This is a genomic window from Streptomyces sp. NPDC102270, assembly GCF_044766405.1.
Lineage (GTDB): Bacteria > Actinomycetota > Actinomycetes > Streptomycetales > Streptomycetaceae > Streptomyces.
This window is the reverse complement of record NZ_JBIWLX010000001.1, coordinates 39118-63931: the sequence shown is the minus strand read 5'-3', so window position 1 is coordinate 63931 and position 24814 is coordinate 39118. Positions and strand designations below refer to the sequence as shown.

Genomic DNA, 24814 nt, shown 5'->3' with positions numbered 1-24814 from the left:
ATGGAGAAGACAACGGGGATCAGCCGGGCACAGTTCCTGACGGGAGCGGCGGCGCTGGGGGCGGCGGCGGTGCTGCCGACCGGCCGCTCGGAGGCGACCGGGCGCGGACTGGAACGCCACGGTGTCGTCTACACCGTCGGCGCGGGCGAGACGCCCGGCACCGCCTGGAGCACCGCCCGGATGCGCCGGGACATCCGGGCCATCCGCGAGGACCTGCACGCCGACACCGTCGACGTCACCGGCGACGGTGTCGAACGCCTCACCGCCACCGCCGCCGAGGTGGCCGAACGCGGACTGCACGTCTGGCTCCAGCCGACCCTCGGGGACGTCCCGCAGCGGGACATCCTCGACCACCTGGCGGAGTGCGGCCGGTTCGCGGAGCGGCTGCGCCGGCAGGGCGCGAGCGTCGAGCTCGGCGTGGGCTGCGAGTTCTGGCTGTTCGTGCCGGGCATCCTGCCGGGGGACACGGCCCTGGAGCGGATCGAGAACCTGGTGAACGGCACCTACGACCGGGTGCGGATGCAGCGCGAACTGGCCCGCTTCACCGCGAGGGCGGCCGAGGTGGGCCGCTCGGTCTTCCAGGGCCGCCTGAGCTACGCCGCCGCCCAGGACGACGAGGTCGACTGGAACCTGTTCGACGTGGTCGGCATCGACTACTACTCGTACTTCCGCCGACCACAGGACTACGTACGCGAGTTGAGGCAGTACCAGCGCTTCGGCAAGCCCGTCGCCATCACCGAGTTCGGCACCTGCACCTTCGTCGGTGCCCCCGAGGCCGGCGGCATGGGCTGGGACATCGTCGACTACGACAAGGACCCGCCGGAGATCAAGGGGCACGTCGTCCGCAGCGAGCACACCCAGGCCGTCTATCTCACGCAACTCCTCGATGTCTTCGAGTCGATGGGCCTCTACGCCGCGATGGCCTTCGAGTTCCTCACCGCCGACGCCCCGCACCGCCCCGACGACCCGCTTCACGACCTCGACATGGCGAGCTACGGCATCGCCAAGGCGATCAAGGACCGCCCCGACGACCCGCGTTCACCCTGGCACTGGGAACCGAAGGAGGCGTTCCACGCGCTGGCCCGCCGGTACGGACGGTGCGGTCAGCGGCAGTAGAGGTCCTTCGCGGGCCGCTTGCCGGTGGCCAGGAAGCGGGACACCGTGGCGTCGCCGCACGCGGTGCCGTTGTCGAGGTAGGCGTCGTGGCCGGTGGAGTCGTTGGTGACCATGACGGCACGCCGGCCGAGCGCCTCGCGGAGCTTGAGGGCACCGCTGAGCGGGGTGGCCACGTCCCGTTCGTTCTGCACCATCAGGATGTTGGACGGTCCGCGGTCGCCGACGTGCACGGGTGCCTCCCTCGGCTCCCACGGCCAGGCGGTGCACGGCATGGCGTTCCTCGGCATGCCCCCGGTCAGCGGGAACTCGGCCCGGCTCCTGGCCACGCCCTCGCGGTAGAGCGCCTGGTCGTCCGGCCAGTCGACGTCGTTGCAGATGGTGGCGGCGCCGACCGCGGCGACGTTCTGGAGGACGGCCTCGGGCGGGCCCGTCGGCGCGGGCGGCACCGTGCCCTTCCTGGCGGCGAGGATCAGCTTGGCGAGGGCCGGGTAGCCGTCGGGGTCGTAGAAGGAGTCGAGCATCGTCTGGCGCAGGACGTTGCCGTTCAGCTCCTCGGGGTTGGCGCCCGGCCAGGGGATCGGCTCGCGGTCCAGGCGGGCGGCGAGCTTCAGGAACAGGGGGCGGACCTCGGTGGCCGTGTCGGCGAGGCGGTCCGGGTTGCCGGGTGTCGAGGCCCACTCGGCGAACTCGGGAAAGTTGTCCTCGGCACCCCGCTCGAACGCGGCGAGCCAGGCGCGCTCCCCCAGCACCGGGTCCGGGTTGTCGTTGCTGTCCAGGACGACACGGTCGGTGCGCCGCGGGAACAGCTGGAGGTAGGCGTCGGTGACATAGGTGCCGTAGGACACGCCCCATATGGACACCTTGCGCTCGCCGAGCGCGGTGCGGACGCGGTCGAGGTCACGGGCCTCGTTGAGGGTGCTGATGTGCCGGACGAGTTCGCCGCCGTTGCGGGCGCAGGCCTCGGCGACGCGCCGGCCCGCGGCCATGTTCGCTTCGACCGAGCCGTCCGGGGCGGGCCAGGGCAGCAGGGTCGTGCGGGCCAGGTCCCGGTGTTCGAGCCCGCAGTCGACGGCCGTCGAGGGCGCCATCCCGCGCGGCGCGAACCCGATCAGGTCGTAGGCCTCCCGCACCTTCTCCGGCAGCTTCTGACCCTTGCCCGAGGGGTCGTTCATGCTGTCGCCGCCGGGCCCGCCGGGGACGAGCAGCAGGGCACCGCGCCGGGCCTCCGGGTTCTCGGCGGGAATACGGGAGACGGCGATCTCGATCTTCGGGCCGTCCGGGTCGGCGTAGTCCATGGGCACGGCGACGGTCGCGCACCGCTGGCGCGGATCGAGGCCGCCGCCCTCGCACTCGGTCCACCGGAGACCACCGGCGGCGGACGCGCTGAGCGGTGTCAGGACGCCGAGGACGACACCGGAGGCGGCGGCGATCAGGGCGAGGCTCTTCGTCATCTGCTTCATGCCAGGAGCCTCGCGGATCATCCGCCCCGATCCCATCCGGTCAACTGGCGGATTCCCAGGGGGGTTTACCCCAGGGCAGCGCCCGTCGTCGCGGACTTCGACGACCACGGTTCCCGCGTAGGGGAGAATGGGCTCATGAGTCTGTTCCGCTACGACGGCGTCGCGCCGCGCACCCGGTGCGGAGGCGTGCGATGAGTCTCTTCCGGGACGACGGGGTCGTGCTGCGGACGCAGAAGCTCGGCGAGGCGGACCGGATCATCACGCTGCTCACGCGCGGGCACGGAAGGGTGCGGGCCGTGGCCAGGGGTGTGCGGCGGACCAAGTCGAAGTTCGGGGCGCGGCTTGAGCCCTTCTCCCACGTCGACGTGCAGTTCTTCGCGCGGGGCAGCGAGCTCGTCGGGCGCGGCCTGCCGCTGTGCACACAGAGCGAGACCATCGCGCCGTACGGGGGCGGGATCGTCTCCGACTACGCCCGGTACACCGCCGGGACGGCCATGCTGGAGACCGCCGAGCGGTTCACCGACCATGAGGGCGAGCCGGCCGTGCAGCAGTATCTGCTGCTCGTCGGCGCCCTGCGCACCCTCGCCCGGGGCGAGCACGCGCCCCACCTCGTCCTCGACGCCTTCCTGCTGCGCTCCCTCGCCGTGAACGGCTACGCGCCCAGCTTCAGCGACTGCGCGCGATGCGGCATGACCGGCCCGAACCGCTTCTTCTCCGTGGCCGCCGGCGGCTCGGTCTGCGTGGACTGCCGGGTGCCCGGCAGCGTCGTACCGTCGCCGCAGACCCTGGAGCTCCTCGCCGCGCTGCTTACGGGAGACTGGGAGACCGCGGACGCGAGCGAGCCGCGGTACGTCCGGGAGGGCAGCGGGCTGGTGTCCGCCTACCTGCACTGGCACATGGAGCGCGGGCTGCGCTCCCTTCGGTACGTGGAAAAGTCGTAGAGCACCACTGAGGAGACGAGAAGCACCATGGCCGTAAACGGGATGCTGGGGCGCCGGCGGCGCGAGTACAGGGCGCCGGAGCCGCACCCCTCCGGTGCCCGCGCGCCCAAGCTCCCCGGTGAGCTGATCCCCGAGCATGTGGCGATCGTCATGGACGGGAACGGGCGGTGGGCCAAGGAGCGCGGGCTGCCCAGGACGGAAGGGCACAAGGTCGGCGCCGAGCGGGTCCTGGACGTGCTCCAGGGCGCGATCGAGGCCGGCGTGAAGAACATCTCGCTGTACGCCTTCTCCACCGAGAACTGGAAGCGCTCGCCCGACGAGGTCCGCTTCCTCATGAACTTCAACCGCGACTTCATCCGCAAGACCCGTGATCAGCTCGACGAGCTGGGCATTCGCGTCCGCTGGGTGGGGCGGATGCCCAAGCTGTGGAAGTCCGTCGCCAAGGAGCTCCAGGTCGCCCAGGAGCAGACCAAGGGCAACGACAGGCTCACCCTGTACTTCTGCATGAACTACGGCGGCCGGGCCGAGATCGCCGATGCCGCCCAGGCCCTCGCCGAGGACGTGAAGGCGGGCCGCCTCGACCCGTCCAAGGTCAACGAGAAGACCCTCGCGAAGTACCTGTACTACCCGGACATGCCCGACGTGGACCTGTTCCTGCGGCCCAGCGGCGAACAGCGCACCTCCAACTACCTGCTCTGGCAGAGCGCGTACGCCGAGATGGTCTTCCAGGACGTCCTGTGGCCCGACTTCGACCGCCGCGACCTGTGGCGGGCGTGTGTCGAGTTCGCCTCCCGGGACCGCCGCTTCGGCGGGGCCGTCCCGAACGAGGAGCTCCTCAAGATGGAGGAAGCGATGAAGGGCGAGCCGGAGGACTGACCTCCGACCCGCCCCCTCGTCGTCGTTCAGGGGATCAGCTCGTCGTCACCGCCGTGTCGTCGATCACGAAGCTGGTCTGGAGCGAGGAGTCCTCGACGCCCGTGAACTTCAGGGCGACCGTCTGACCGGCGAAGCCTGCCAGGCTGAAGGACTTCTGGACGTACCCGGAGGCCGCGTTCAGGTTGGAGTACGTGGCCAGGGTCGTCGACCCGGCGGTCACCGTCAGCTTGTCGTACTGCGTGCTGGTGGTGGTCTCCGCGGTGTCGACGTGCAGGTAGAAGGTGAACGTCGTTCCCGTGCAGCCGCTCGGGATCGTCACCGACTGGGAGAGCGTGTCGGTGTGGGTGGAGCCGTAGCCGTCCAGCCAGGCCTTGTAGGAGCCGGTGCGGGCGGCCTGGCTGCTGGAGTTGGTGATCACTCCGCTGCTCGCGGTCCAGGTCGTGCTGCCCGACTCGAAGCCCTGGTTGCCGAGGAGCTGGCTCGAGGTGCAGCTGCCGCCGCCCGACGAGTTCACCGTCCAGGTGAAGGACGCGGTACCGGTTGCTCCGGTGCCGTCGGTCACCGTGACCGTGGTGCTGTAGCTGCCGGCCGTGGTCGGGGTTCCGGAGATCACGCCGGTGGAGCCGCTGATCGACAGACCGGTGGGCAGTCCGGAGGCCGCGTAGGTCAGTGAGCCGCTGTTGGTGCTGCTCGCGCTGACCTGGAGGCTCACGGCCGTCCCGACCGTGGTGGTCTGGCTGCCCGGGTTGGTCACCGTCACGCCGGTCGACGGCACGGTGATGTGGCTGCCGACGTTGATGCCCGCGAAGGCGTTGCCGACCCCGGCGTACTGCGCGGAGCTGGTGCCGTAGAGGGCGGCGGCCGCGTTCAGGGCGGCGGTGCGGGCGCCGGCGTAGTTGGTGCTGGACGTCATGTACGTCGTCAGCGCCTTGTACCAGATCTGCAGGGCGGCGGCCCGGCCGATCCCGGCGACGGCGACACCGTCGGAGGTCGTGCTGTTGTACGTGACCCCGTTGATGGTCTTGGTGCCGCTGCCCTCGGAGAGCAGGTAGAACATGTGGTTCGCGGGCCCGGACGAGTAGTGCACGTCGAGGTTGCCGACCCCCGAGTACCAGCTGTCCGCCGAGCCGCCGTCCTTGCTCGGCTTGTCCATGTACCGCAGCGGCGAGCCGTCGCCGTTGATGTCGATCTTCTCGCCGATGAGGTAGTCGCCCACGTCGGAGGAGTTGTTGGCGTAGAACTCCACGCCGGTGCCGAAGATGTCGGAGGTGGCTTCATTCAGGCCCCCCGACTCACCGCTGTAGTCGAGGCCCGCCGTGTTGGAGGTGACACCGTGGCTCATCTCGTGACCGGCCACGTCCAGCGAGGTCAGCGCGTGGGTGCTGCTGGTGCCGTCGCCGTACGTCATGCAGAAGCAGCTGTCGTCCCAGAAGGCGTTGACGTACGCCGAGCTGTAGTGGACGCGGCTGTAGGCGGCGACCCCGTCGTTCTTGATGCCGCTGCGGCCGAAGGTGTTCTTGTAGAAGTCCCAGGTCGTCTGGGCCCCGTAGTGGGCGTCCACCCCGGCGGTCTGGGTGTTGGAGCCGGAGCCGGTGCCCCAGACGTCGTCGGCGTCGGTCATCAGGGTGCCGGTGCCCGACGTGCCGTTGTTGAGGCTGTACGTCTTGTGGCCACCGCGCGTGGTGTCGTACAGCTGGTACGTCGAACCGGAGAGCGTGGTGCCCATGGTGACCGTGCCGCTGTACTGGCTGTTGCCGGTGCCGGTCTCGATGCCCTCGTAGCGGGAGAGTTCGGCGCCGGTGGTGGCGTCGGTGATGACGTGCAGCTTGCTGGGCGTGCCGTCGTCCTGGAAGCCGGAGACCACCGTCTCCCAGGCGAGCTTCGGGGTGCCCGAGCCCGCCCAGATCACCTTGCGGGCGCCCTGCGCGGCGGGCTTGTCGGCGTCGAGGGCCTTGGCCGTCCTGAGGGCCTTGGTCTCGGCGGCGGCCTTGCCGAAGGTGGCGGTGGTGGACTTCACCGAGACGGTACGGCGGTTGTTGTTGAAGGTCGCGCCGAGCGTGCCCGTAGCCTGTGCGGCCGGGGGCGTGTGCACGACCAGGTCGCCGCCGAGGACGGGCAGACCGTCGTAGGTGCGCTCGTAGCGGGTGTGGAGGGTGCCGTCGTTGTCCTTGACGACGTCCTTGACGACCAGTTTCTCCTTGGCGCCGAGGCCGAGGGAGTCGGCGGTCGCCCCGGCCCTGCCGGACGCGCTCTTGATCAGTGCGGTGCGCTGGGCGGGGGAGAGCTTGGCTTCCAGTCCTCCGGTGCGCAGTGGACCGAGGTGGGGGGAGGCGGGCCCGGCGGCGGCGGGGACCGTCTGGACGCCTATGGCGAGGAGGGAGGCCGCGGCCACCAGGGACGCGGCGGCGGCTGATCTTCGTGGGGAGGGTCTCACTCGTACTCCTACTGCTACGACGGGGTGGAGGTGCCGTGCGGGAACTGCGTGAGAGCTGGGGGGAGCGTGGCACTGTTGACCCGTCCATGTCATGCAAAGGAGGCCGAGACAAGGGTTAACCCTCGACTCGGCTGTGATTTCCCTGTGGGGTCAGGCCTGGGCGGCCGCGCAGTCCGCGCAGGTGCCGAAGATCTCCACGGTGTGCGCCACATTGACGTATCCGTGCTCGGCGGCGATGGCGTCGGCCCACTTCTCGACGGCCGGTCCCTCGACCTCCACGGCTTTGCCGCAGACCCGGCAGACCAGGTGGTGATGGTGGTCGCCGCTGGAGCAGCGGCGGTAGACGGACTCGCCGTCAGAGGTGCGCAGGACGTCGACCTCGCCCGCGTCGGCGAGGTTCTGGAGGGTGCGGTAGACCGTGGTCAGACCGACGGCGTCGCCCTTGTGCTTGAGCATGTCGTGCAGTTCCTGCGCGCTGCGGAACTCGTCGACCTCGTCGAGGGCCGCCGCCACGGCGGCCCGCTGCCGGGTGGCGCGGCCCTTCACGGGCGGTCCTGCGGTCGTCACGGGTTCCTCCTTCGTTCGGCACCTGCCGGGCCATTGTGCCAGCCCGGCCTGTGCTCGGTCAGACGCCGACCGTGCCGTCCGCCTCCCGACTGGCCGGAATCACACACTCCGCGGGGTCCGGGGCGGGCTGCGCGGCGGCGGCCGCCCGGGCCCGTCGCCTGGCCAGCGGGGTCGCGAGACCCGTCAGCACGACGAAGGCCCCGATGGTCAGCAGCACGATCGTCGCGCCGGGCGGGACGTCCTGGTAGTACGAGGTCACGGTGCCGCCGATCGTCACGGTCACGCCGATCGCCACCGCGACCGCGAAGGTGGCCGCGAAGCTCCGGGTGAGCTGCTGCGCCGCCGCCACCGGCACCACCATCAGCGCGCTGACCAGCAGCAGCCCGACCACGCGCATGGCCACGGTCACCGTCACCGCGGCCGTGACCGCGGTCAGCAGGTTGAGCGCGCGCACCGGGAGACCGGTGACCCGTGCGAACTCCTCGTCCTGGCTGACCGCGAAGAGCTGCCGGCGCAGCCCCAGGGTGACGAGCACCACGAACGCGGCCAGCACACAGATCGCCGTCACGTCCGACTCGGAGACCGTGGACAGCGAACCGAACAGGTATGACGTCAGGTTGGCGTTCGAGCCGCCGGGCGCGAGGTTGATGAACATCACGCCGCCGGCCATGCCGCCGTAGAAGAGCATCGCGAGGGCGATGTCGCCCCGGGTCCTGCCGTACCAGCGGATCAGCTCCATGAGGACCGCGCCGAGGACCGAGACCACGGTCGCCATCCACACCGGCGACCAGGAGAGCAGGAAGCCGAGGCCGACGCCGGTCATGGCGACATGGCCGATGCCGTCGCCCATCAGGGCCTGGCGGCGCTGGACGAGGTAGATGCCGACGGCGGGGGCGGTGATGCCGACCAGGACGGCGGCGAGCAGGGCCCGCTGCATGAAGGCGTAGTCGAGGAAGTCCATCAGCTCAGCAGTCCCGTACGGATCGGCTCGTGGTCGTGGGGGTGGACGTGGTCGTGGCCCGGCAGGGCGTGCTGGCCGACCGCGCGCGGGGGCGGGCCGTCGTGCTGGACACAGCCGTCGCGCAGGACCACCGCCCGGTCGATCAGGGGCTCCAGCGGGCCCAGTTCGTGCAGTACGAGCAGGACAGTGGTGCCCTGGGCGACCTGCTCCCCGAGCGTCCGCGCCAGCACCTCCTGGCTGGCCAGGTCCACGCCCGCCATCGGCTCGTCCATGATCAGCAGTTCGGGTTCGGCGGCGAGCGCGCGGGCGATCAGTACCCGCTGGTGCTGGCCCCCGGAGAGGGCGTTGACGGAGTCCTTCGCGCGGTCCGCCATGCCGACCAGCTCCAGGGCCCGGCGCACGGCTTCCTTGTCCGCCTTGCGGAGCACGCCGAAGCGGGCGCGGGACAGGCGCCCGGAGGAGACGATCTCGGTGACGGTCGCGGGGACGCCCCCCGCGGCGGTGGTGCGCTGCGGGACGTACCCGACCCGGGCCCAGTCCCTGAACCGCCCGCGCGGGGTGCCGAAGAGCTCGATCTCCCCGGCGGACGCGGGGACTTGGCCGATGATCGTGCGGATCGCGGTGGACTTGCCGGAGCCGTTGGCACCGAGCAGCGCGACGACCTCACCGCGGTGCACGGTGAGGTCGATGCCGCGCAGGACGGGCCGCGAGCCCAGGTCGGCGCGGACTCCGCGCAGCGCGATGACGGACTCGCTCATGCCGTCCTCCGGTGTCATTTCGCTCCCAGGGCGCTCTGCAGGGCCTTGAGGTTGGCTTCCTGTACCGCGAAGTAGTCCTTGCCGCGGGACTTCTTGGTGATGCCCTCGATCGGGTCGAGGACGTCCGTCTTCAGCCCGGCGTCGGAGGCGATGGTCTTCGCGGTCCTGTCGCTGACCAGCGTCTCGTAGAACACGGTCGTGACGCCGTCGGCCTTCGCCATCTTCTCAAGGTCCCTGACGCGGTTGGCGCTCGGCTCCGACTCCGGGTCGAGGCCGTTGATGGCCTCCTCGGTGAGGCCGTAGCGCTCGGCGAGGTAGCCGAAGGCCGCGTGGGTGGTGATGAAGACCTTGGTGCCGGTGTTCTTGAGCCCGGTCTCGAACTTCGTGTTCAGGGTGTCGAGCTTCTTCACCAGCGCCGCGGTGTTGGCCTTGTAGTCGGCCGCGTGGTCCGGGTCGGCCTTCTCGAAGGCCTTGCCGACGCCCTCGGCGACCTGGGAGTAGCGCACCGGGTCGAGCCAGATGTGCGGATCGAGGCCGCTCAGTTCCTCGTCGGCGTGGTCGTCGTGCTCGGCCGCGTGGCCGCCGACCTCGTTGCCGTGCTTCTCCAGCTCGGTGAGGGAGGAGGCGTCGATCTTGGTGGCGACCCCGGACTGGTCCACCGCCTTGTCGACGGCGGGCTGGAGGTTCTTGAGGTACAGCACCGCGTCCGACTTCTCCAGCGCCACGGTCTGCTTGGCGCTGATCTCCAGGTCGTGCGGCTCCTGGCCGGGCTGGGTGAGACTGGTGACGCTCACATGGTCCCCGCCGATCTGCTCGGCGAGGAAGGCCATCGGGTAGAAGGACGCGACGACGTCGAACTTGCCGGTGTTGCCGGCGGCGGCGCTGTCGGTGGAGCACGCGGAGAGGGCGGCGAGGGCACCGGCGGCAGCGACCACGGGTATGAGGCGACGTCGTACGTTCATGACAGTCATTTTCATCAAATATGGAAACCGTTGTCAACAAAGCCCGGGCCGCGAACCGATTTGATACGAGGGGTGGCGGCGCCGGTAACCTGAGGCATTCGCTGCCGTCCCGTAATGAAGAGAGCACCGTGGCCGCCGACAAGATCGACACCATCGTCAGCCTGAGCAAGCGCCGTGGCTTCGTATTCCCCTGCAGTGAGATCTACGGTGGCCAGAAGGCCGCCTGGGACTACGGACCGCTGGGTGTCGAGCTCAAGGAGAACCTGAAGCGTCAGTGGTGGCGCTACATGGTGACGTCCCGTGAGGACGTGGTCGGTATCGACTCGTCCGTGATCCTGGCGCCCGAGGTCTGGGTCGCGTCCGGTCACGTGGCCACCTTCTCGGACCCGCTGACCGAGTGCACCTCCTGCCACAAGCGGTTCCGCGCGGACCACCTGGAGGAGGCCTACGAGGCCAAGAAGGGGCACGCCCCGGAGAACGGCCTCGCCGACGTGAACTGCCCCAACTGTGGCAACAAGGGCCAGTTCACCGAGCCCAAGCAGTTCTCGGGTCTGCTCTCCACCCACCTCGGCCCGACCCAGGACACCGGCTCCATCGCCTACCTGCGTCCCGAGACCGCGCAGGGAATCTTCACCAACTTCGCCCAGGTGCAGACCGCTTCGCGCAAGAAGCCGCCGTTCGGCATCGCGCAGATGGGCAAGTCCTTCCGCAACGAGATCACGCCCGGCAACTTCATCTTCCGCACCCGCGAGTTCGAGCAGATGGAGATGGAGTTCTTCGTCAAGCCGGGCGAGGACGAGAAGTGGCAGGAGTACTGGATGGAGCAGCGCTGGAACTGGTACACCGGCCTCGGTCTCCGCGAGGAGAACATGCGCTGGTACGACCACCCGGCGGAGAAGCTCTCCCACTACTCCAAGCGCACCGCCGACATCGAGTACCGCTTCCAGTTCGGCGGCAACGAGTGGGGTGAGCTGGAGGGCGTGGCCAACCGCACCGACTACGACCTCACCGCCCACTCCAAGGCCTCCGGCCAGGACCTCTTCTTCTACGACCAGGAGGCCGGCGAGCGCTGGACGCCGTACGTCATCGAGCCCGCTGCCGGTGTCGGCCGCGCGATGCTGGCGTTCCTGCTCGACGCCTACGTCGAGGACGAGGCGCCCAACGCCAAGGGCAAGCTGGAGAAGCGCACGGTACTGCGCCTCGACCACCGCCTGGCCCCGGTGAAGGTCGCGGTGCTGCCGCTCTCCCGCAACCCCGAGCTGTCCCCGAAGGCCAAGGGCCTCGCCCAGACCCTGCGCCAGAACTGGAACATCGAGTTCGACGACGCCGGCGCGATCGGCCGCCGCTACCGGCGCCAGGACGAGATCGGTACGCCGTACTGCGTGACGGTCGACTTCGACACCCTCGAGGACAACGCGGTGACGGTCCGCGAGCGGGACTCCATGAAGCAGGAGCGCGTGTCCCTCGACCAGATCGAGGGCTACCTGGCGGGCCGGCTGATCGGCTGCTAGGTCCACCCGGCTGTCTTTGGCCCCCGATACAGGCCTCGCTCTGGCCCTGTATCGGGGGCTGTTCCATGTCCAGGCTGGGCCCATGAGCCTCGCCTTTCTCCTCACCACCCTCGTGGTCGTCGCCACTCCCGGGACGGGGGTCGTCTACACCCTCGCCGCCGGGCTCTCCCGCGGGCGGCGCGCGAGTGTCGTCGCCGCGTTCGCCTGCACCCTCGGGATCGTGCCGCACGTCCTGGCCACGGTCACCGGACTCGCCGCGCTGCTGAACGCCAGCGCCGTGGCCTTCGAGGCGGTCAAGTACGCCGGGGTCGCCTACCTCCTGTACATGGCCTGGGCGACCGTGCGGGACAAGGAGGTGATCGACGTCGACCAGGACGGCGCGCCCCGGTCCGCGGGCCGCGTGATCGTCAAAGGGGTGCTGATCAACCTCCTCAACCCGAAGCTGACGATCTTCTTCTTCGCGTTCCTGCCCCAGTTCGTGAACCCGGCCCAGCCGCATGCCGTGCCGCGCATGCTGGCGCTGAGCGGGATCTTCATGCTGGCGACCTTCGTGGTCTTCGCCGGGTACGGGGTGCTCGCCGCCTCGGTCCGCAGTCATGTGATCTCGCGGCCCCGCGTGATGGCCTGGCTGCGGCGGAGTTTCGCGGGGTCCTTCGTGCTGCTCGGAGCCAAGCTGGCCACGACTGACGGATGAAGCTGACACATGACAGCTGACAGATATTGAAATCTGTCAGCTGTCATGGCAGGGTGGTCGCCATGACGATGCGAACCCGAACCCTCGGCACCACCGGCCCCCAGGTCTCCGCCCTCGGCCTCGGCTGCATGGGCATGTCCGGTATGTACGGCGAGGCGGACCGCGCCGAGTCGATCGCCACCATCCACGCCGCTCTGGAGGCCGGCGTCACCCTGCTCGACACCGGCGACTTCTACGGCATGGGCCACAACGAACTGCTGATCAGCGAGGCACTGCGCACCGCTCCGGCCGCCCTGCGCGAGAACGCGCTGCTCAGTGTGAAGTTCGGCGCCCAGCGCGACCCGGACGGCGCGTGGCACGGCTACGACGCCCGCCCGGCCGCCGTGAAGACCTGGGCCGCGTACTCCCTGCAGCGCCTCGGCGTCGACCACATCGACGTCTACCGCCCCGCCCGGCTCGACCCGCAGGTGCCGATCGAGGAGACCGTCGGGGCGATGGCGGAACTCGTCGAGAAGGGGTACGTCCGCCACATCGGGCTGAGCGAGGTCGGACCGGAGACCATCCGCCGGGCCGCCGCCACCGCCCCGATCGCCGACCTCCAGATCGAGTACGCGCTCATCTCCCGCAGCCCCGAGCGGGAGATCCTCCCCGTCCTGCGCGAGCTCGGCATCGCCGTCACCGCGTACGGAGTGCTCTCCCGCGGGCTGATCTCCGGCCATCTCACGGCAGAGCGGCAACTCGCCACGAACGACTTCCGCGCCCACTCGCCCCGTTTCCAGGGCGAGAACCTCCAGCACAACCTCGCCCTGGTCGAGTCCCTGCGCAAGATCGCCGAACAGAAGGGCGTCACGGTCGCGCAGATCGCCATCGCCTGGGTGGCCTCCCGGGGCGACGACATCGTGCCGCTCGTCGGCGCACGGACCCGCGAGCGGCTCGGCGAGGCGCTGGGCGCCCTGGACGTGACCCTGGACGCCGCCGACCTCGCCGCCATCGAGGACGCCGTACCGGCGGACGCGGCGGCCGGCGAGCGGTACCCGACGCCGCAGATGGCCATGCTCGACAGCGAGCGATGAGCGGCGAACGGTGAGCGGCGAACGATGAACACCGTGCCGGGTACCGTCTAGGCATGCCCCCGACCATCGAGATCCTGACCGGCGAGCGCATCCTCGAAGCCACCGAGGAGGTGCTGCGCCGCCACGGCCCGGCCAAGGCCACCGTGGTCGACGTGGCACGCGCGCTCGGCGTCAGCCATGGCAGCGTCTACCGGCACTTCCGGACGAAGGCGGCGCTGCGGGAGGCCGTGACGAAGCGGTGGCTGGACCGGGCGACGGGCGTACTGGCCGCGATCACCGACGAGGACCGTACCCCGGAAGCCCGGCTGCGGGACTGGCTCGCCGCGCTCTTCGAGGCCAAGCGCCGCAAGGCGGGCGACGATCCGGAACTCTTCGCCACGTACTCGGTCCTGGCCGGTGAGAACGGAGTGGCGGTCACCGAGCACCTCACCGAGCTGACCGACCAGCTGACCCGCATCGTCCAGGACGGCATCGACGCGGGCACCTTCACCGTCACCGCCCCGGCCACCACGGCCCGGGCCCTCTTCCAGGCCACGGCCCGCTTCCACGACCCCGGCTATGCCGGTGAGTGGGAAAAGCCGGGCGCCCAAGAGGAGTTCACGGCGCTGGTGGACCTGCTGGTACGCGGCCTCAAGGCCTGACCGCCGCCGCCCTCGCCACGTCTTCCCTCGCTACGTCTTCGACGGGTCCACCGTCGCCTGGTGGGCCTCCGCCAGATGTTCCTCCGCCTTCAGCCAGGGCAGGAACTGGGCTGCCTTGCGCCAACCACAGGTGTCACATCTGATCGTGCGCTGCGCGCCCTTGCGCTGCACCTGGACGACGTGCTCGCGGCCGTGCTGGTCCCAGCGGCTCACCTTGCTCGTGTTGCTCGTGCCGATCTGCACCATGTGCCTCGCCTCCGGCTAGGAGTGTGCAGCAAGAACAACATCAACAGCAGTGGCAACAGCAGTATCTTCACGGGGCGTTCGCCGGGACCGAGCCCGGTCGGCGGTCCGGTCAGTCGACCGTCCGCGGCAGCCGCAGGCTCAGTACGCCGGTCAGCGCCACCCCGGCCAGCTGGACGAGGAGCGTCGTGACCAGGGCGTCCCGCATGCCCATGCCCGGCACCAGGGCCAGGAAGAGACTGCCCAGCGTGGCCACGCCCAGGGCCAGGGCGGACTGCTGGGTGGTGACCATCACGCCACTGCCCACACCGGCCCGCGCGGGCGGCACCTCGGACAGGACGATCCTGAAGATGACGGGCAGTTGGAGGGCCTGGCCGACTCCGGCGATCGCGCCGCCCGGCAGGAGAGGCAGCAGACCGAGGTCCGGCCACGAGGAGCGGGCCGCCAGGATCATCAGGCCCAGGCCGACCGCCTGGATCAGCGCGCCCGCGGTCACCACCCGGGTGCCGTAGCGGGAGATCAGCCGCGGCCCGGCGATCGACGTGCACAGGAACGTCACCGCGAGCGGCACCAGCGCGAGGCCCGCCTGCACGGGGCTGCGGCCCGCTCCCTCCTGGAGGGCGACCGCGATCACGAACATGAAGCCGGCGAAGCCCATGGAGAAGGGCAGGATCAGCAGCAGCCCGCGGCGCAGGGACACCAGCTCGAACAGGCTCGGGGGGACGAGCGGCGTACGGCCCTTGCGGTCCGCCCTGCGCTCCACCGCGAAGAACGCCCCCGCCAACAACGGGAACGCCGCCAGCGACAGCCACGTCCACAGCGGCCAGCCCGCCGCCCTGCCCTCGGTCAGCGGGGCGAGCAGCGCCAGCAGGGTCGCGGCCAGCAGGACCGTGCCCGGGCCGTCCACCGGTTCCGGGCGGGGGGAGCGGGTCTCGGGGACCGTACGGGCCGCGAGGATCAGCCCGGCCAGGACGACCGGGACGTTCACCAGGAACGCCGCCCGCCAGCTCGTGCCCGCGATGTCGGCCGCCACCAGGACCCCGCCGAGGATCTGCCCCGCCACCATGGCCAGGCCCGCTGTCGCGCCGTACAGGCCCATCGCGCGCGCCCGGCGGGGCCCGGCCGTCGCCGACTGGATGGTGGCGAGGACCTGCGGCAGCATCGCGGCCGACGCGGCGCCCTGCGCGACCCGCGCCGCGACCAGCGTCCACGCGGTCGGTGCGAGCCCGCACGCCAGGGAGGTCAGCCCGAACGCCAGCATGCCGCCCAGGAACAGCCGGCGCCGCCCGAACAGGTCGCCGAGCCGGCCGCCGAGGACGAGCAGGACGGCGTACGCCAACCCGTACCCCGCCACGACGAGTTCGAGGACCGACTCGCTCGCGGACAGGTCGGCGCCGATGCTGGGCAGGGCGACGTTGACGATGAAGAAGTCGATGAGGGGCAGTGCCGCGGCGAGCAGCACCGTGAACAGTCCCAGGCCCCCCAACTCGGACGGCGCTGCGGCACGGACGGGGTGTGGAGTGGTGGTTTCGGTCGTCACGCCCATGAGCCTGCGCCCGCCCCAAGACGGGTACCAGAGTCTTCTTATCCTGGTAGAAGAACCACCTGGCAACAGGGTCCGGGTGCGGGCAGGCTGGAGGCATGACCACCATGGCCCAGGAGACAGCCGTACCGCAGACCGCGTCCCTGTCGTCCCGCTCGTCCCTCTCGTCGATCCGGCGCCATGAGCTCGCCGCCTTCCTGCGCCACCGGCGTGAGCACATCACCCCCGAGCAGGTCGGTCTGCCCCGCGGCCGCAGGCGCCGCACCCCGGGCCTGCGCCGGGAGGAGGTCGCCCAGCTCTCCGCGGTCGGCGTCACCTGGTACACCTGGCTGGAGCAGGCCAGGGACATCCAGGTCTCCGTGCAGGTCCTGGACGCCCTCGCCCGGACGCTGCTGCTGGACCCGAGCGAGCGCTCGCACCTCTTCCAGCTCGCCGGGGCGGTCGACCCGACCCCGGCCACCGTCTGCCCGTCGGTCACCCCCGCCATCCGGCAGGTGCTCGAACAGCTGGAGCCGGTCCCGGCGTGTGTGCAGAACAGCCGCTACGACATCCTCGCCCACAACCGCACCTACGGCCTGCTGTTGTGCGACCTGGACGCGGTGCCGCCCGAGGACCGCAACTGCATGATCCTCTCCTACACCAACGACGACTGGCGTTCCTCGATCGTCCACCTGCCGGAGGCGCAGCGCCTGATGGCCGCCCGCTTCCGCGCCACCATGGCCGGCCACCTCGCCGAGCCCGGCTGGAAGATGCTCCTGAAACGGCTGCGCACGGAGTCCCAGGAGTTCCGCGAGGTCTGGGACCGGCACGAGATCATCGAACACCGCAGCCGCCGCAAGGAGTTCATGAACCGCTACGTCGGCCATGTCAGCGTCGACCACACCGACCTCTGGCTCGGCCCCGAAGCCGGCCCGCGCATGGTGACCTACGCCCCGGCGGACGAGGAGTCCAGGCGTCGCCTGGAGAGGCTGCACGCGATCGCCCTGGAGCGGGACCCCGCCCGCACGCCGTGAGCGCGATCTCGGCGCGTCCTCTTCCACGACGCCGCCGACCCCCGCGCCCGACCTGTTGTCGCCGGTGGGGATGAGTGTGCGGAGTGCGGGAACTCGGTCGGTCGGAAGAGAAGACCCCCCACAGGCGAGGCGCGTCATGGCCGAGCAGAAGTCGTCGCAGCAGACAGCAGAGTCAGGGTCACCGGCACCGGCACCGGCACAGCAGCTTCCGCAGCCGCTGCGGGCGGCCGTGTCGGTACTGGGAAAGGTTCCCGGGGCCGGGACGGTGGGCCGGGTGGCAGAGGGGGCGCTGGACCGGGTCGGCGCGGTGTCGCCGCGTGGCCGACGGCTCGCGGTGTACGCAGGGGCCGGGGTGCTCGGTGTCGCGGGCATCGTCGAGTGGCCCGTCGCGGTCACCGGGGCGGCGGTGGCGTGGCTGACACAGCCCAGGCCGGGGGAGCGGGCGGAGCCGGAGGACGCCGGCCGGCCCACACCCCGGGTACTGGCGTCGTCCCACGGCACACCGCGCACCCCACGGGGCGGGCAGCCGGTCTCGTCCCCGGCAACGCCCTCCGACCGGCTCCCTCCGCACGAGACGGCGGCGGAGCCGCCCGGCCGACGCGGCCCCGGGGGCTCCACGGCAGGCCGTACCCGTTCCGGCGACTGAGGACGCGCGATGAACCGAGGACTCACGACGGCCGCCGCGGGCCTCGTCCTGGCCGGCCCCCGCCTGCTCGCCCGGGGCACCCCCGCCGCGGTCGGCGTGGCCGCGGGGGCGATGGCCGGAACGGCCCGGGCCGGCGTACGCACCGCGGACTTCGCGGCCCGCGCGACGAGGGCCGCCCGAGCGGCCCTGCCCGGAGCGCCCCAGCACTGGCGGGCGGGCCAACGGGTCCATGTGCCGCTGCGCACGGAGGCGGACGCGGGACACGGAGCACAGGGTGCGGCCACCGAACCGGCCACCGAACACGCCACCGAACACCGCGCCCGCCGCCTCGCCGTCGCGCTCGCCGAGCATCCCGACGTCGCTCTCGCCTACTGGGACCAGGGCCTCGGGCGGCTCGTCGTGACCGCGGTGGAGGGAGCGGCCACCGAGCGGGTCACGGAGCGGGTCTCGGCGCTCGCCGAGCGGTACGGCCTGGTGGCGGACGGCCAGAATGTCGAGGAGCTCGCCCACCCCGGTGACCCCGGCTCCATACGCACCGCCGCCCTCGCGCTCGCGGCCGACGCCGTCGGAGTCGCCGCCGCGTTCACCGGGTCCGCGCTGCGGCTGCCCGCCTCACCGCGGCCGGTGACCGCGGTCGCGACCCTGCTGCGGGAGAACCCCCGCTTCAGGGGCTGGCTGCGCGGACGGCTCGGGAGCGCCCGCATGGACGTGGCGCTGGCCGTCGCGAACGCCGCCGTGCACGGCGCCGGCCAGAGCCCCACCTCCCTGCTGCTCGACGGAACCCTGCGCACCTGCCAGCTGGCGGAGGCGGTCGTACGGACGGCCACCTTCGAAGCCGTCCACGACGACCTGTGCGTCCCGGACCGGGACAGCCTGCCCGCCGACCTCGCCCTGCGCCCGGCCCCGCGTCCCTCACCCGCCCAGGAGTACGCGGGCAACGCCGCCGCCGGCAGCATCGCGGGCGCCCTCGCCGCGCTCCTCGTCAAACACGACGTGACGGAGGCCGCGGAGGCCGTCCTCGCGGGCTCACCCAAGGCCGCGCGCTACGGCCCCGCCGCCTTCCACGCCGTCCTGAGCACAGCCCTGTCCCGCTCCGGCGTCCTGGTGCGCGACCCGGACCGGTTGCGGCAGCTGGAGACCGTCGGCACCGTCCTGCTGCACCCGAGCGCCCTGCGCACCCCGGGCGCGGGCGCCGACCCCTGGGCCGAACCCGTGCTGGACGCGGCCCGGCGCGCCGGACTCCGCGTCGTCGTCGTGGACGACCCCGCCCTGGCCGACTTCACCGGCCTCGCCGACCAAGTCGTGGACGCCGGGCGGCCGTTGCGGGACATCGTCGACCAACTCCGCGACGGTGGTGACGAAAGCGGTGGCGTTCTCACCGTCGCCCGCCCCCAGGACGCCGACATCGTCGCCGGACTCCTGCGCGGTGACGTGGCGGTGTCGCTCACCGACGGCGGCTGCGCGGTCGCCTGGGGCGCCGACGTGCTCGCCCCGCACGGACTGCCCGATGTCTGGCGGCTGTTGACCGCCGTACCGGCGGCCCGCGCGGTCGGCCGCCGCTCCCAGACCCTGGCCCGCTCGGGCGCCGCCCTGTCCGGGCTCCTCGTCGCCGTCGGCGAGTCCGGCCGCGGCCGACGCCGTACGCCACTCCCCGGCCTCCGGCACGCACCCGTCGACGCCGCCGCGGCCGCCGCCCTCTTCTCCGGCACCCGCGCCGCCCTCCGCGTGGCCGGCGCGAGCCCCCCGCACCCGCGTCCCCGGGTCGCCTGGCACGCCCTGGACCCGGACGACGTACGCGACCGGCTCGAACAGGAGGCACCCCCGGAGCCGACGCTCGTCGAGCAGACGACCGAACGGGTCCGCACCACCGCCGACACCGTCGTACGACTGCCCGTGCTGGCCCCCGTCCGGTGGTCGGCGCAGCTCGCCCGGGCCGTGCGCGGGGAGCTGGACGACCCGCTCACCCCCGTCCTGGCGGTCGGCTCGGCCGCGTCGGCGATCCTCGGGTCCGCGATGGACGCCCTGCTGGTGGTCGGCGCCCTCGACCTGAACGCCCTCGTCGGCGGACTCCAGCGGCTGCGCGCCGAGCGGGCCCTGTCCGGGCTGCTCGCCCAGCAGAAGCAGAAGGCCCGGGTCGCGGAGGAGGACGCGGAACCGCGTGTCGTCGACGCCGCCAAGCTGAGCCCGGGGGACGTCATCGAACTCACGCTGGACGACGTCGTGCCCGCCGACGCCCGGCTGCTGTGGGAGGACGGCCTGGAGGTCGACGAGTCCGCGCTGACCGGTGAGTCCCTCCCGGTGGACAAGTGCACCGAGCCGAGCCCGCGCGCCCCCGTCGCCGAACGGCACTGCATGGTCTTCGAGGGGACGACCGTGGTGGCCGGAAACGCCCGCGCGGTCGTCGTGGACACCGGCGACCGCACCGAGGCCGCCCGCGCCGTCACGCTCGCCGCCCGTACCCCGGCCGCCGCCGGAGTCCAGGCCCGGCTCCAGGAACTGACCCGCACGGCACTGCCGTTGACGATGGCGGGCGGCGCCGCGGTCACCGGGCTCGCCCTGGTACGCGGCACGCCCCTGCGGCAGGCGGTCACCGGCGGGGTCGCGGTCGCGGTGGCCGCCGTACCGGAAGGGCTGCCGCTGGTGGCCACGGTCGCGCAGCTGGCGGCGGCCCGCCGGCTCAGCGCGCACGGTGTCCTGGTCCGCGCCCCGCGCACCCTGGAAGCCCTGGGCCGCATGGACACCATCTGCTTCGACAAGACCGGCACGCTCACCGAGAACCGGCTGCGCCTGGTCCGGGTCAGCGACGCGGACGGCACGGTCCACCGCCTCGACGAGCCCGGCGCGGACGGCCCGCTGCGGATCGCGGCCCGCGCCTGTCCGCAGCTCGACGGCGACTCCGGGCAGCGCCCGGCCCACGCCACCGACGAGGCCGTCCTGGACGCGGCCGCTCCCGACGAGGAGTGGACCCAGCTGGAGGGCCTGCCCTTCGAGGCCGGCCGCGGTTACGCCGCCGCCGTCGGACACCCGGGCGACGGCTCCCCGGTCCTGGTGCTCAAGGGGGCCCCGGAGACCGTCCTGCCCGCCTGCGCCGACCTGCCCGCCGACGCCTCGGACCTGGCCCACTCCCTGGCGGCCGACGGCCTGCGCGTCCTGGCGGTGGCCCGGCGTCCCCTCGGCGGCGACGTTGACGGTGACGGTGACGAGAAGGCCGTACTCGAAGAGCCTTTGCAGGACCTGGAGTTCGTGGGTCTCCTCGCCCTCGCCGACGTCGCCCGGGAGACCTCCCCGGCCCTCGTGCGCGGGCTGCGCGAGGCCGGCGTACGGCCCGTCGTGCTGACCGGCGACCACCCGCAGACCGCCCGCGCCATCGCCACCGACCTCGGCTGGCCCGAGGACGCCACGGTCGTCACCGGCGACGAACTGGCCGCCGCCGACCGCTCGGCCCGCTCCCGGATGCTGCGCGACGCCGATGTCGTGGCCCGGGTCGCGCCCGAGCAGAAACTTCAGGTCGTGGAGGCCCTCAGGGACGCGGGCCGGGTCGTCGGCATGGTCGGCGACGGCGCCAACGACGCGGCCGCCATCCGCGCCGCCGACATCGGCGTCGGCATCAGTGCCCGCGGCTCGGCCGCCGCCCGCAACGCCGCCGACCTCGTCCTGACCGGCGACGACCTCACCGTCCTCATCGAGGCCGTCCGCGAGGGCCGCGCCCTGTGGCACAGCGTCGCCGACGCCATCGCCATCCTGATCGGCGGCAACGCGGGCGAGGTGGGCTTCGGCATCCTCGGCACGCTCCTGTCGGGCGCCGCGCCCCTGTCCACCCGCCAGATGCTCCTGGTGAACCTCTTCACCGACCTGTTCCCGGCGATGGCCGTGGCGGTGACGCCGACGGAGAAACCGACGGAGGACGAGCCCTCGGTCGACACGATCCTGGGCACCTCCCTGACCCGCCAGATCCGCGACCGCGCGATCACCACCTGCCTGGGCGCCACCGTGGCCTGGCTGATCGGCCGCTTCACCCCGGGCACGGCCCGCCGCTCGACGACGATGGCGCTGTGCGCGGTGGTGGGCACACAGCTGGCCCAGACCTGGGCGGACCGCCGGGAGAGCCCGCTGGTCCGCGTGACGTCACTGGGTTCGGCGGCGGCGTTGATCGCGCTGGTGGAGACACCGGGCGTGAGCCAGCTGTTCGGCTGCACACCGCTGGGGCCGCTGGCGTGGGCGGGGGTGGCGGCGGCGATCGTGCTGGCGCTGGCGGGGCAGAGGTTTGTACCTGCTGTGGAGCGAACGGTACTGAATCAGCTGCGCTGAGTTGACGCACCTTAGGGGCGCGGGGCTGTGTCGATGTGCGGCTACCGCCGCGTGGGCGCGAGCAATCCCCACCGGCCAGCAGCCGCCGAACTACGCGCTGACGCCCGCCGCCTCGCGAACCTCAACCGACTCCAGCCGCTCAGCCGTCCGCTCAGCAGAACGCCGGGCCCACGGCCCAGTGGTCACCGCCCCCAGAACCAACACCGCGACCCCGCACCCGGCCAGAATCCACCACCCCGGCACCGCGGCGGACACGAACGCGTCCTTGTACGAAGACGCACCCACCCCCGAGGCCAGCACCGCCCCGATCACCGCGACCCCGAGGGTCTGTCCCAGCTGACGGCTCGTGGACGCGACCGCGGCGGCAACCCCCGCCTGGGCCCGCGGCATCCCCGACACCGCCGTGTTCGTGATCGGCGCGTTGACGAACCCGAACCCGATGCCGAACAACAGGTACCCGAGGAACAGCGTCACATCGGACGTCTCCGCGTCGAACGCCGCGAAGAGCACTCCGCTCACCGTCATGGCGACCCCCGCGACCACCAACGGCAGCCGCGGCCCCCGGCTCCCCACCAGCCGCCCGGCCAGCGGTGCGCACAGGAACATCGGCACCGCCATCGGCAGCATCCACAGGCCGGCGTGCAGCGCGTCCAGCCCCCGTACGTTCTGCAGATACAGCGTCGACAGGAACAGGAACCCGCCGAGACCCGCGAACGCGCTGATCGCGATCACGGTGGCCCCGCTGAACGGCGCGGACCGGAAGAACCGCAGGTCGATGAGGGGCTCGTCACGCCGGGGCTCGTACCAGAGCAGTCCCGCCAGCGCGACGACGGCGACGACGGCGAAGGGCAGGACGTAGGAGAACCCCGAGGACGGCGCCTCGATGATCGCGTACGTCAGCGAGCCGAACAGCGCGATCACCAGGAGCTGTCCGACCGGGTCGGGGCGGCGGGCCCTGGGCGCCCGGGACTCGGGGACGTACCGCAGGGTGAGCAGCAGGGCCGCGAGCCCCACCGGCAGGTTGACCCAGAAGATGGAGCGCCAGCCGACCGAGTCCACGAGCACCCCGCCGACCAGCGGTCCCGCGGCCATGGAGATGCCGACGACCGCGCCCCACACACCGATCGCCCGCGCCCGCTCGCGCGGGTCCGTGAAGGTGTTGGTGATGATCGACATCGCGACCGGGTTGAGCATCGAACCGCCCACCGCCTGCACCATCCGGAAGGCGACCAGCGCCTCCAGGTTCGGCGCGGCCGAGCACAGCGCGGAGCCGATCGTGAAGACGATCAGGCCGGCCATGAAGACCCGCTTGCGGCCGATCCGGTCGGCCGTGGAGCCGGCCAACATCAGCAGCGAGGCGAGGACCAGCGTGTACGCGTCGATCGTCCACTGGAGGCCCGCCGTGCTCGCGTCCAGGCCGCGCTGCATGGCGGGCAGGGCGACGTTGAGGGCGGTGGTGTCGAGGCTCACGATCAGGAGGCTCATGCAGCAGATCGCGAGCACCAGCATGCGTCGGCGAGGACTGAGCTCGGGCATGCGCTCCATCGTACGCCGATATCAATAGTGCGTCTAACTAATGGTCGCTACATGATCGATGTACGAGGCGTTCGCGCGGTGCGTGACAATGGGGGAATGTCCACGACCGCGCTCACCGAGAAGACGCCCCTGCGGATCGGCCCGCACACCGCCCAGCCGCCCGTGGTTCTGGCCCCGATGGCCGGGATCACGAATGCTCCCTTCCGCACGTTGTGCCGGGAGTTCAGCGGGGGCAAAGGGCTGTTCGTCAGCGAGATGATCACGACCCGGGCGCTGGTCGAGCGCAACGAGAAGACCATGCAGCTGATCCACTTCGACGAGAGCGAGAAGCCTCGTTCGATCCAGCTGTACGGCGTCGACCCCGCCACCGTCGGCAAGGCCGTCCGCATGATCGCGGAGGAGGGTCTCGCCGACCACATCGACCTGAACTTCGGGTGCCCGGTGCCGAAGGTGACGCGCAAGGGCGGCGGATCCGCGCTGCCCTTCAAGCGGCCGCTGCTCCGGGCGATCCTGCGGGAGGCCGTGAGCGGGGCGGGGGACCTGCCGGTCACGATGAAGATGCGCAAGGGGATCGACGACGATCACCTCACCTATCTGGACGCGGGGCGGATCGCGGTCGAGGAGGGCGTGACGGCGATCGCTCTGCACGGTCGTACCGCCGCCCAGCACTACGGCGGCACCGCCGACTGGGACGCGATCGCCCGCCTGAAGGAACACGTGCCGGAGATTCCCGTCCTCGGCAACGGGGACATCTGGTCGGCGTCGGACGCGCTGCGGATGGTGGCGTCCACCGGCTGCGACGGGGTCGTCGTGGGGCGGGGGTGTCTGGGGCGGCCGTGGCTGTTCGCGGACCTGGTGGCGGCGTTCGAAGGGCGTCCGGAGGACATCGCGCGGCCTTCGCTGCGCGAGGTGGCGGATGTCATGGTCCGCCACGCCACGCTCCTCGGCGAATGGATCGGTGACGAGTCCCGCGGTGTCATCGACTTCCGCAAGCACGTGGCCTGGTATCTGAAGGGCTTCGCGGTCGGCAGCGAGATGCGCAAGCGGCTGGCGATCACGTCGTCGCTGTCGGAACTGCGGTCCGGTCTGGACGAGCTGGACCTCGACCAGCCGTGGCCGACGGGCGCCGACGGGCCGCGTGGCCGTACGTCGGGCAACAACCGGGTGGTGCTGCCGGACGGTTGGCTGAAGGACCCGTACGACTGCGCGGGGGTCGGCGAGGATGCGGAGCTGGATACGTCCGGGGGCTGAGCGGCTTTCGGGTGCGGGTTGGGTGGGTGGCGGGCGTTGTGCGCAGTTCCCCGCGCCCCTGAATGCCTGCGGCGGCCTGTGCGGCGCCGGTGGGGGGCGGGTGTGTTCGCCCCCCACCCCGATCCCGTCCTGGCACAGGCGACTGCAACCCCCTAGGGGCGCGGGGAACTGCGCGACCAGCCCCCACGGCCCCGCAGCCGCCCGACAACCTGACCCGGCGCCCCCTCAGGCGCCCCGTCCGAGCCCAGCGCAGCGGTACCGCGGGGAACTGCGCGACCAG

The 24814-nt window shown here is 71.7% G+C and carries 20 protein-coding genes; 11 read left to right on the top strand and 9 right to left on the bottom strand.

Going from position 1 to position 24814, the window contains the following annotated elements:
- Positions 1-1116, top strand: coding sequence for an abortive phage infection protein (locus ACIRP7_RS00250; protein WP_403651776.1), 1116 nt, complete (start codon positions 1-3; stop codon positions 1114-1116).
- Here ACIRP7_RS00250 and ACIRP7_RS00245 read toward each other — a convergent pair.
- A complete protein-coding gene (locus tag ACIRP7_RS00245) occupies positions 1104-2576 on the bottom strand; it encodes an alpha/beta hydrolase (protein ID WP_403651773.1) in 1473 nt (490 codons plus the stop codon). The genes ACIRP7_RS00250 and ACIRP7_RS00245 overlap by 13 nt on opposite strands.
- A gap of 191 nt (positions 2577-2767) precedes the next feature.
- On the opposite strand from ACIRP7_RS00245, the gene recO reads away from it, so the two are divergent.
- Positions 2768-3517: a DNA repair protein RecO gene (gene recO, locus ACIRP7_RS00240; protein ID WP_053851441.1), complete on the top strand. Its 750-nt coding sequence runs from the start codon at positions 2768-2770 to the stop codon at positions 3515-3517.
- Positions 3518-3544: 27 nt separating this feature from the next.
- Positions 3545-4393: an isoprenyl transferase gene (locus ACIRP7_RS00235; protein WP_403651770.1), complete on the top strand. Its 849-nt coding sequence runs from the start codon at positions 3545-3547 to the stop codon at positions 4391-4393.
- A 34-nt stretch (positions 4394-4427) separates the two neighbouring features.
- Here ACIRP7_RS00235 and ACIRP7_RS00230 read toward each other — a convergent pair whose 3' ends face one another.
- From ACIRP7_RS00230 to ACIRP7_RS00210, 5 genes are all read right to left on the bottom strand, one after another.
- Positions 4428-6827, bottom strand: a complete 2400-nt coding sequence (locus ACIRP7_RS00230; protein ID WP_403651767.1) for a M4 family metallopeptidase — start codon at positions 6825-6827, stop codon at positions 4428-4430.
- A 150-nt stretch (positions 6828-6977) separates the two neighbouring features.
- Entirely contained in the window at positions 6978-7394 is a 417-nt protein-coding gene (locus tag ACIRP7_RS00225; protein WP_123989037.1) for a Fur family transcriptional regulator, read from the bottom strand.
- 58 nt (positions 7395-7452) lie between these two features.
- The gene (locus ACIRP7_RS00220; RefSeq protein WP_403651763.1) at positions 7453-8355 is read right to left on the bottom strand and encodes a metal ABC transporter permease; all 903 of its coding nucleotides are present in this window, start codon (positions 8353-8355) and stop codon (positions 7453-7455) included.
- On the bottom strand, positions 8355-9131 hold the full coding sequence (locus ACIRP7_RS00215) for a metal ABC transporter ATP-binding protein (protein WP_403651760.1): 777 nt from the start codon (positions 9129-9131) through the stop codon (positions 8355-8357). Before ACIRP7_RS00215 ends, ACIRP7_RS00220 begins: the two co-directional genes overlap by 1 nt.
- Positions 9128-10075, bottom strand: coding sequence for a metal ABC transporter substrate-binding protein (locus ACIRP7_RS00210; RefSeq protein WP_403651758.1), 948 nt, complete (start codon positions 10073-10075; stop codon positions 9128-9130). The genes ACIRP7_RS00215 and ACIRP7_RS00210 overlap by 4 nt, the downstream gene beginning before the upstream one ends.
- A gap of 128 nt (positions 10076-10203) precedes the next feature.
- Here ACIRP7_RS00210 and ACIRP7_RS00205 point away from each other — a divergent pair, with 128 nt between their 5' ends.
- From ACIRP7_RS00205 to ACIRP7_RS00190, 4 genes are all read left to right on the top strand, one after another.
- The gene (locus tag ACIRP7_RS00205) at positions 10204-11586 is read left to right on the top strand and encodes a glycine--tRNA ligase (protein ID WP_403651755.1); all 1383 of its coding nucleotides are present in this window, start codon (positions 10204-10206) and stop codon (positions 11584-11586) included.
- An 82-nt stretch (positions 11587-11668) separates the two neighbouring features.
- Entirely contained in the window at positions 11669-12280 is a 612-nt protein-coding gene (locus tag ACIRP7_RS00200; protein ID WP_403651752.1) for a LysE family translocator, read from the top strand.
- 62 nt (positions 12281-12342) lie between these two features.
- Positions 12343-13353 carry an aldo/keto reductase gene (locus ACIRP7_RS00195; RefSeq protein ID WP_403651749.1) on the top strand — a complete coding sequence of 337 codons (1011 nt, stop codon included), beginning with the start codon at positions 12343-12345 and terminating at the stop codon, positions 13351-13353.
- Between the two features lie 53 nt (positions 13354-13406).
- Positions 13407-13994 (top strand): TetR family transcriptional regulator, encoded by a 588-nt coding sequence (locus ACIRP7_RS00190; protein WP_403651747.1) that lies wholly within the window; start codon positions 13407-13409, stop codon positions 13992-13994.
- Between the two features lie 30 nt (positions 13995-14024).
- Here ACIRP7_RS00190 and ACIRP7_RS00185 read toward each other — a convergent pair whose 3' ends face one another.
- On the bottom strand, positions 14025-14240 hold the full coding sequence (locus ACIRP7_RS00185) for a hypothetical protein (protein ID WP_403651744.1): 216 nt from the start codon (positions 14238-14240) through the stop codon (positions 14025-14027).
- 109 nt (positions 14241-14349) lie between these two features.
- Entirely contained in the window at positions 14350-15783 is a 1434-nt protein-coding gene (locus ACIRP7_RS00180; RefSeq protein ID WP_403651741.1) for an MFS transporter, read from the bottom strand.
- A 95-nt stretch (positions 15784-15878) separates the two neighbouring features.
- On the opposite strand from ACIRP7_RS00180, the gene ACIRP7_RS00175 reads away from it, so the two are divergent.
- The 3 genes from ACIRP7_RS00175 (at position 15879) to ACIRP7_RS00165 (ending at position 21747) form a co-directional block, all read left to right on the top strand.
- Entirely contained in the window at positions 15879-16793 is a 915-nt protein-coding gene (locus tag ACIRP7_RS00175) for a helix-turn-helix transcriptional regulator (protein WP_403651739.1), read from the top strand.
- Between the two features lie 274 nt (positions 16794-17067).
- Positions 17068-17439, top strand: coding sequence for a hypothetical protein (locus ACIRP7_RS00170; protein ID WP_403651735.1), 372 nt, complete (start codon positions 17068-17070; stop codon positions 17437-17439).
- Positions 17440-17448: 9 nt separating this feature from the next.
- Positions 17449-21747, top strand: a complete 4299-nt coding sequence (locus ACIRP7_RS00165) for an HAD-IC family P-type ATPase (protein WP_403651732.1) — start codon at positions 17449-17451, stop codon at positions 21745-21747.
- A 90-nt stretch (positions 21748-21837) separates the two neighbouring features.
- Here ACIRP7_RS00165 and ACIRP7_RS00160 read toward each other — a convergent pair whose 3' ends face one another.
- Positions 21838-23283, bottom strand: a complete 1446-nt coding sequence (locus ACIRP7_RS00160) for an MFS transporter (RefSeq protein ID WP_403651729.1) — start codon at positions 23281-23283, stop codon at positions 21838-21840.
- Between the two features lie 96 nt (positions 23284-23379).
- Here ACIRP7_RS00160 and dusB point away from each other — a divergent pair, with 96 nt between their 5' ends.
- On the top strand, positions 23380-24534 hold the full coding sequence (gene dusB / locus ACIRP7_RS00155) for a tRNA dihydrouridine synthase DusB (RefSeq protein ID WP_352383720.1): 1155 nt from the start codon (positions 23380-23382) through the stop codon (positions 24532-24534).
- Positions 24535-24814 lie beyond the last annotated feature (280 nt).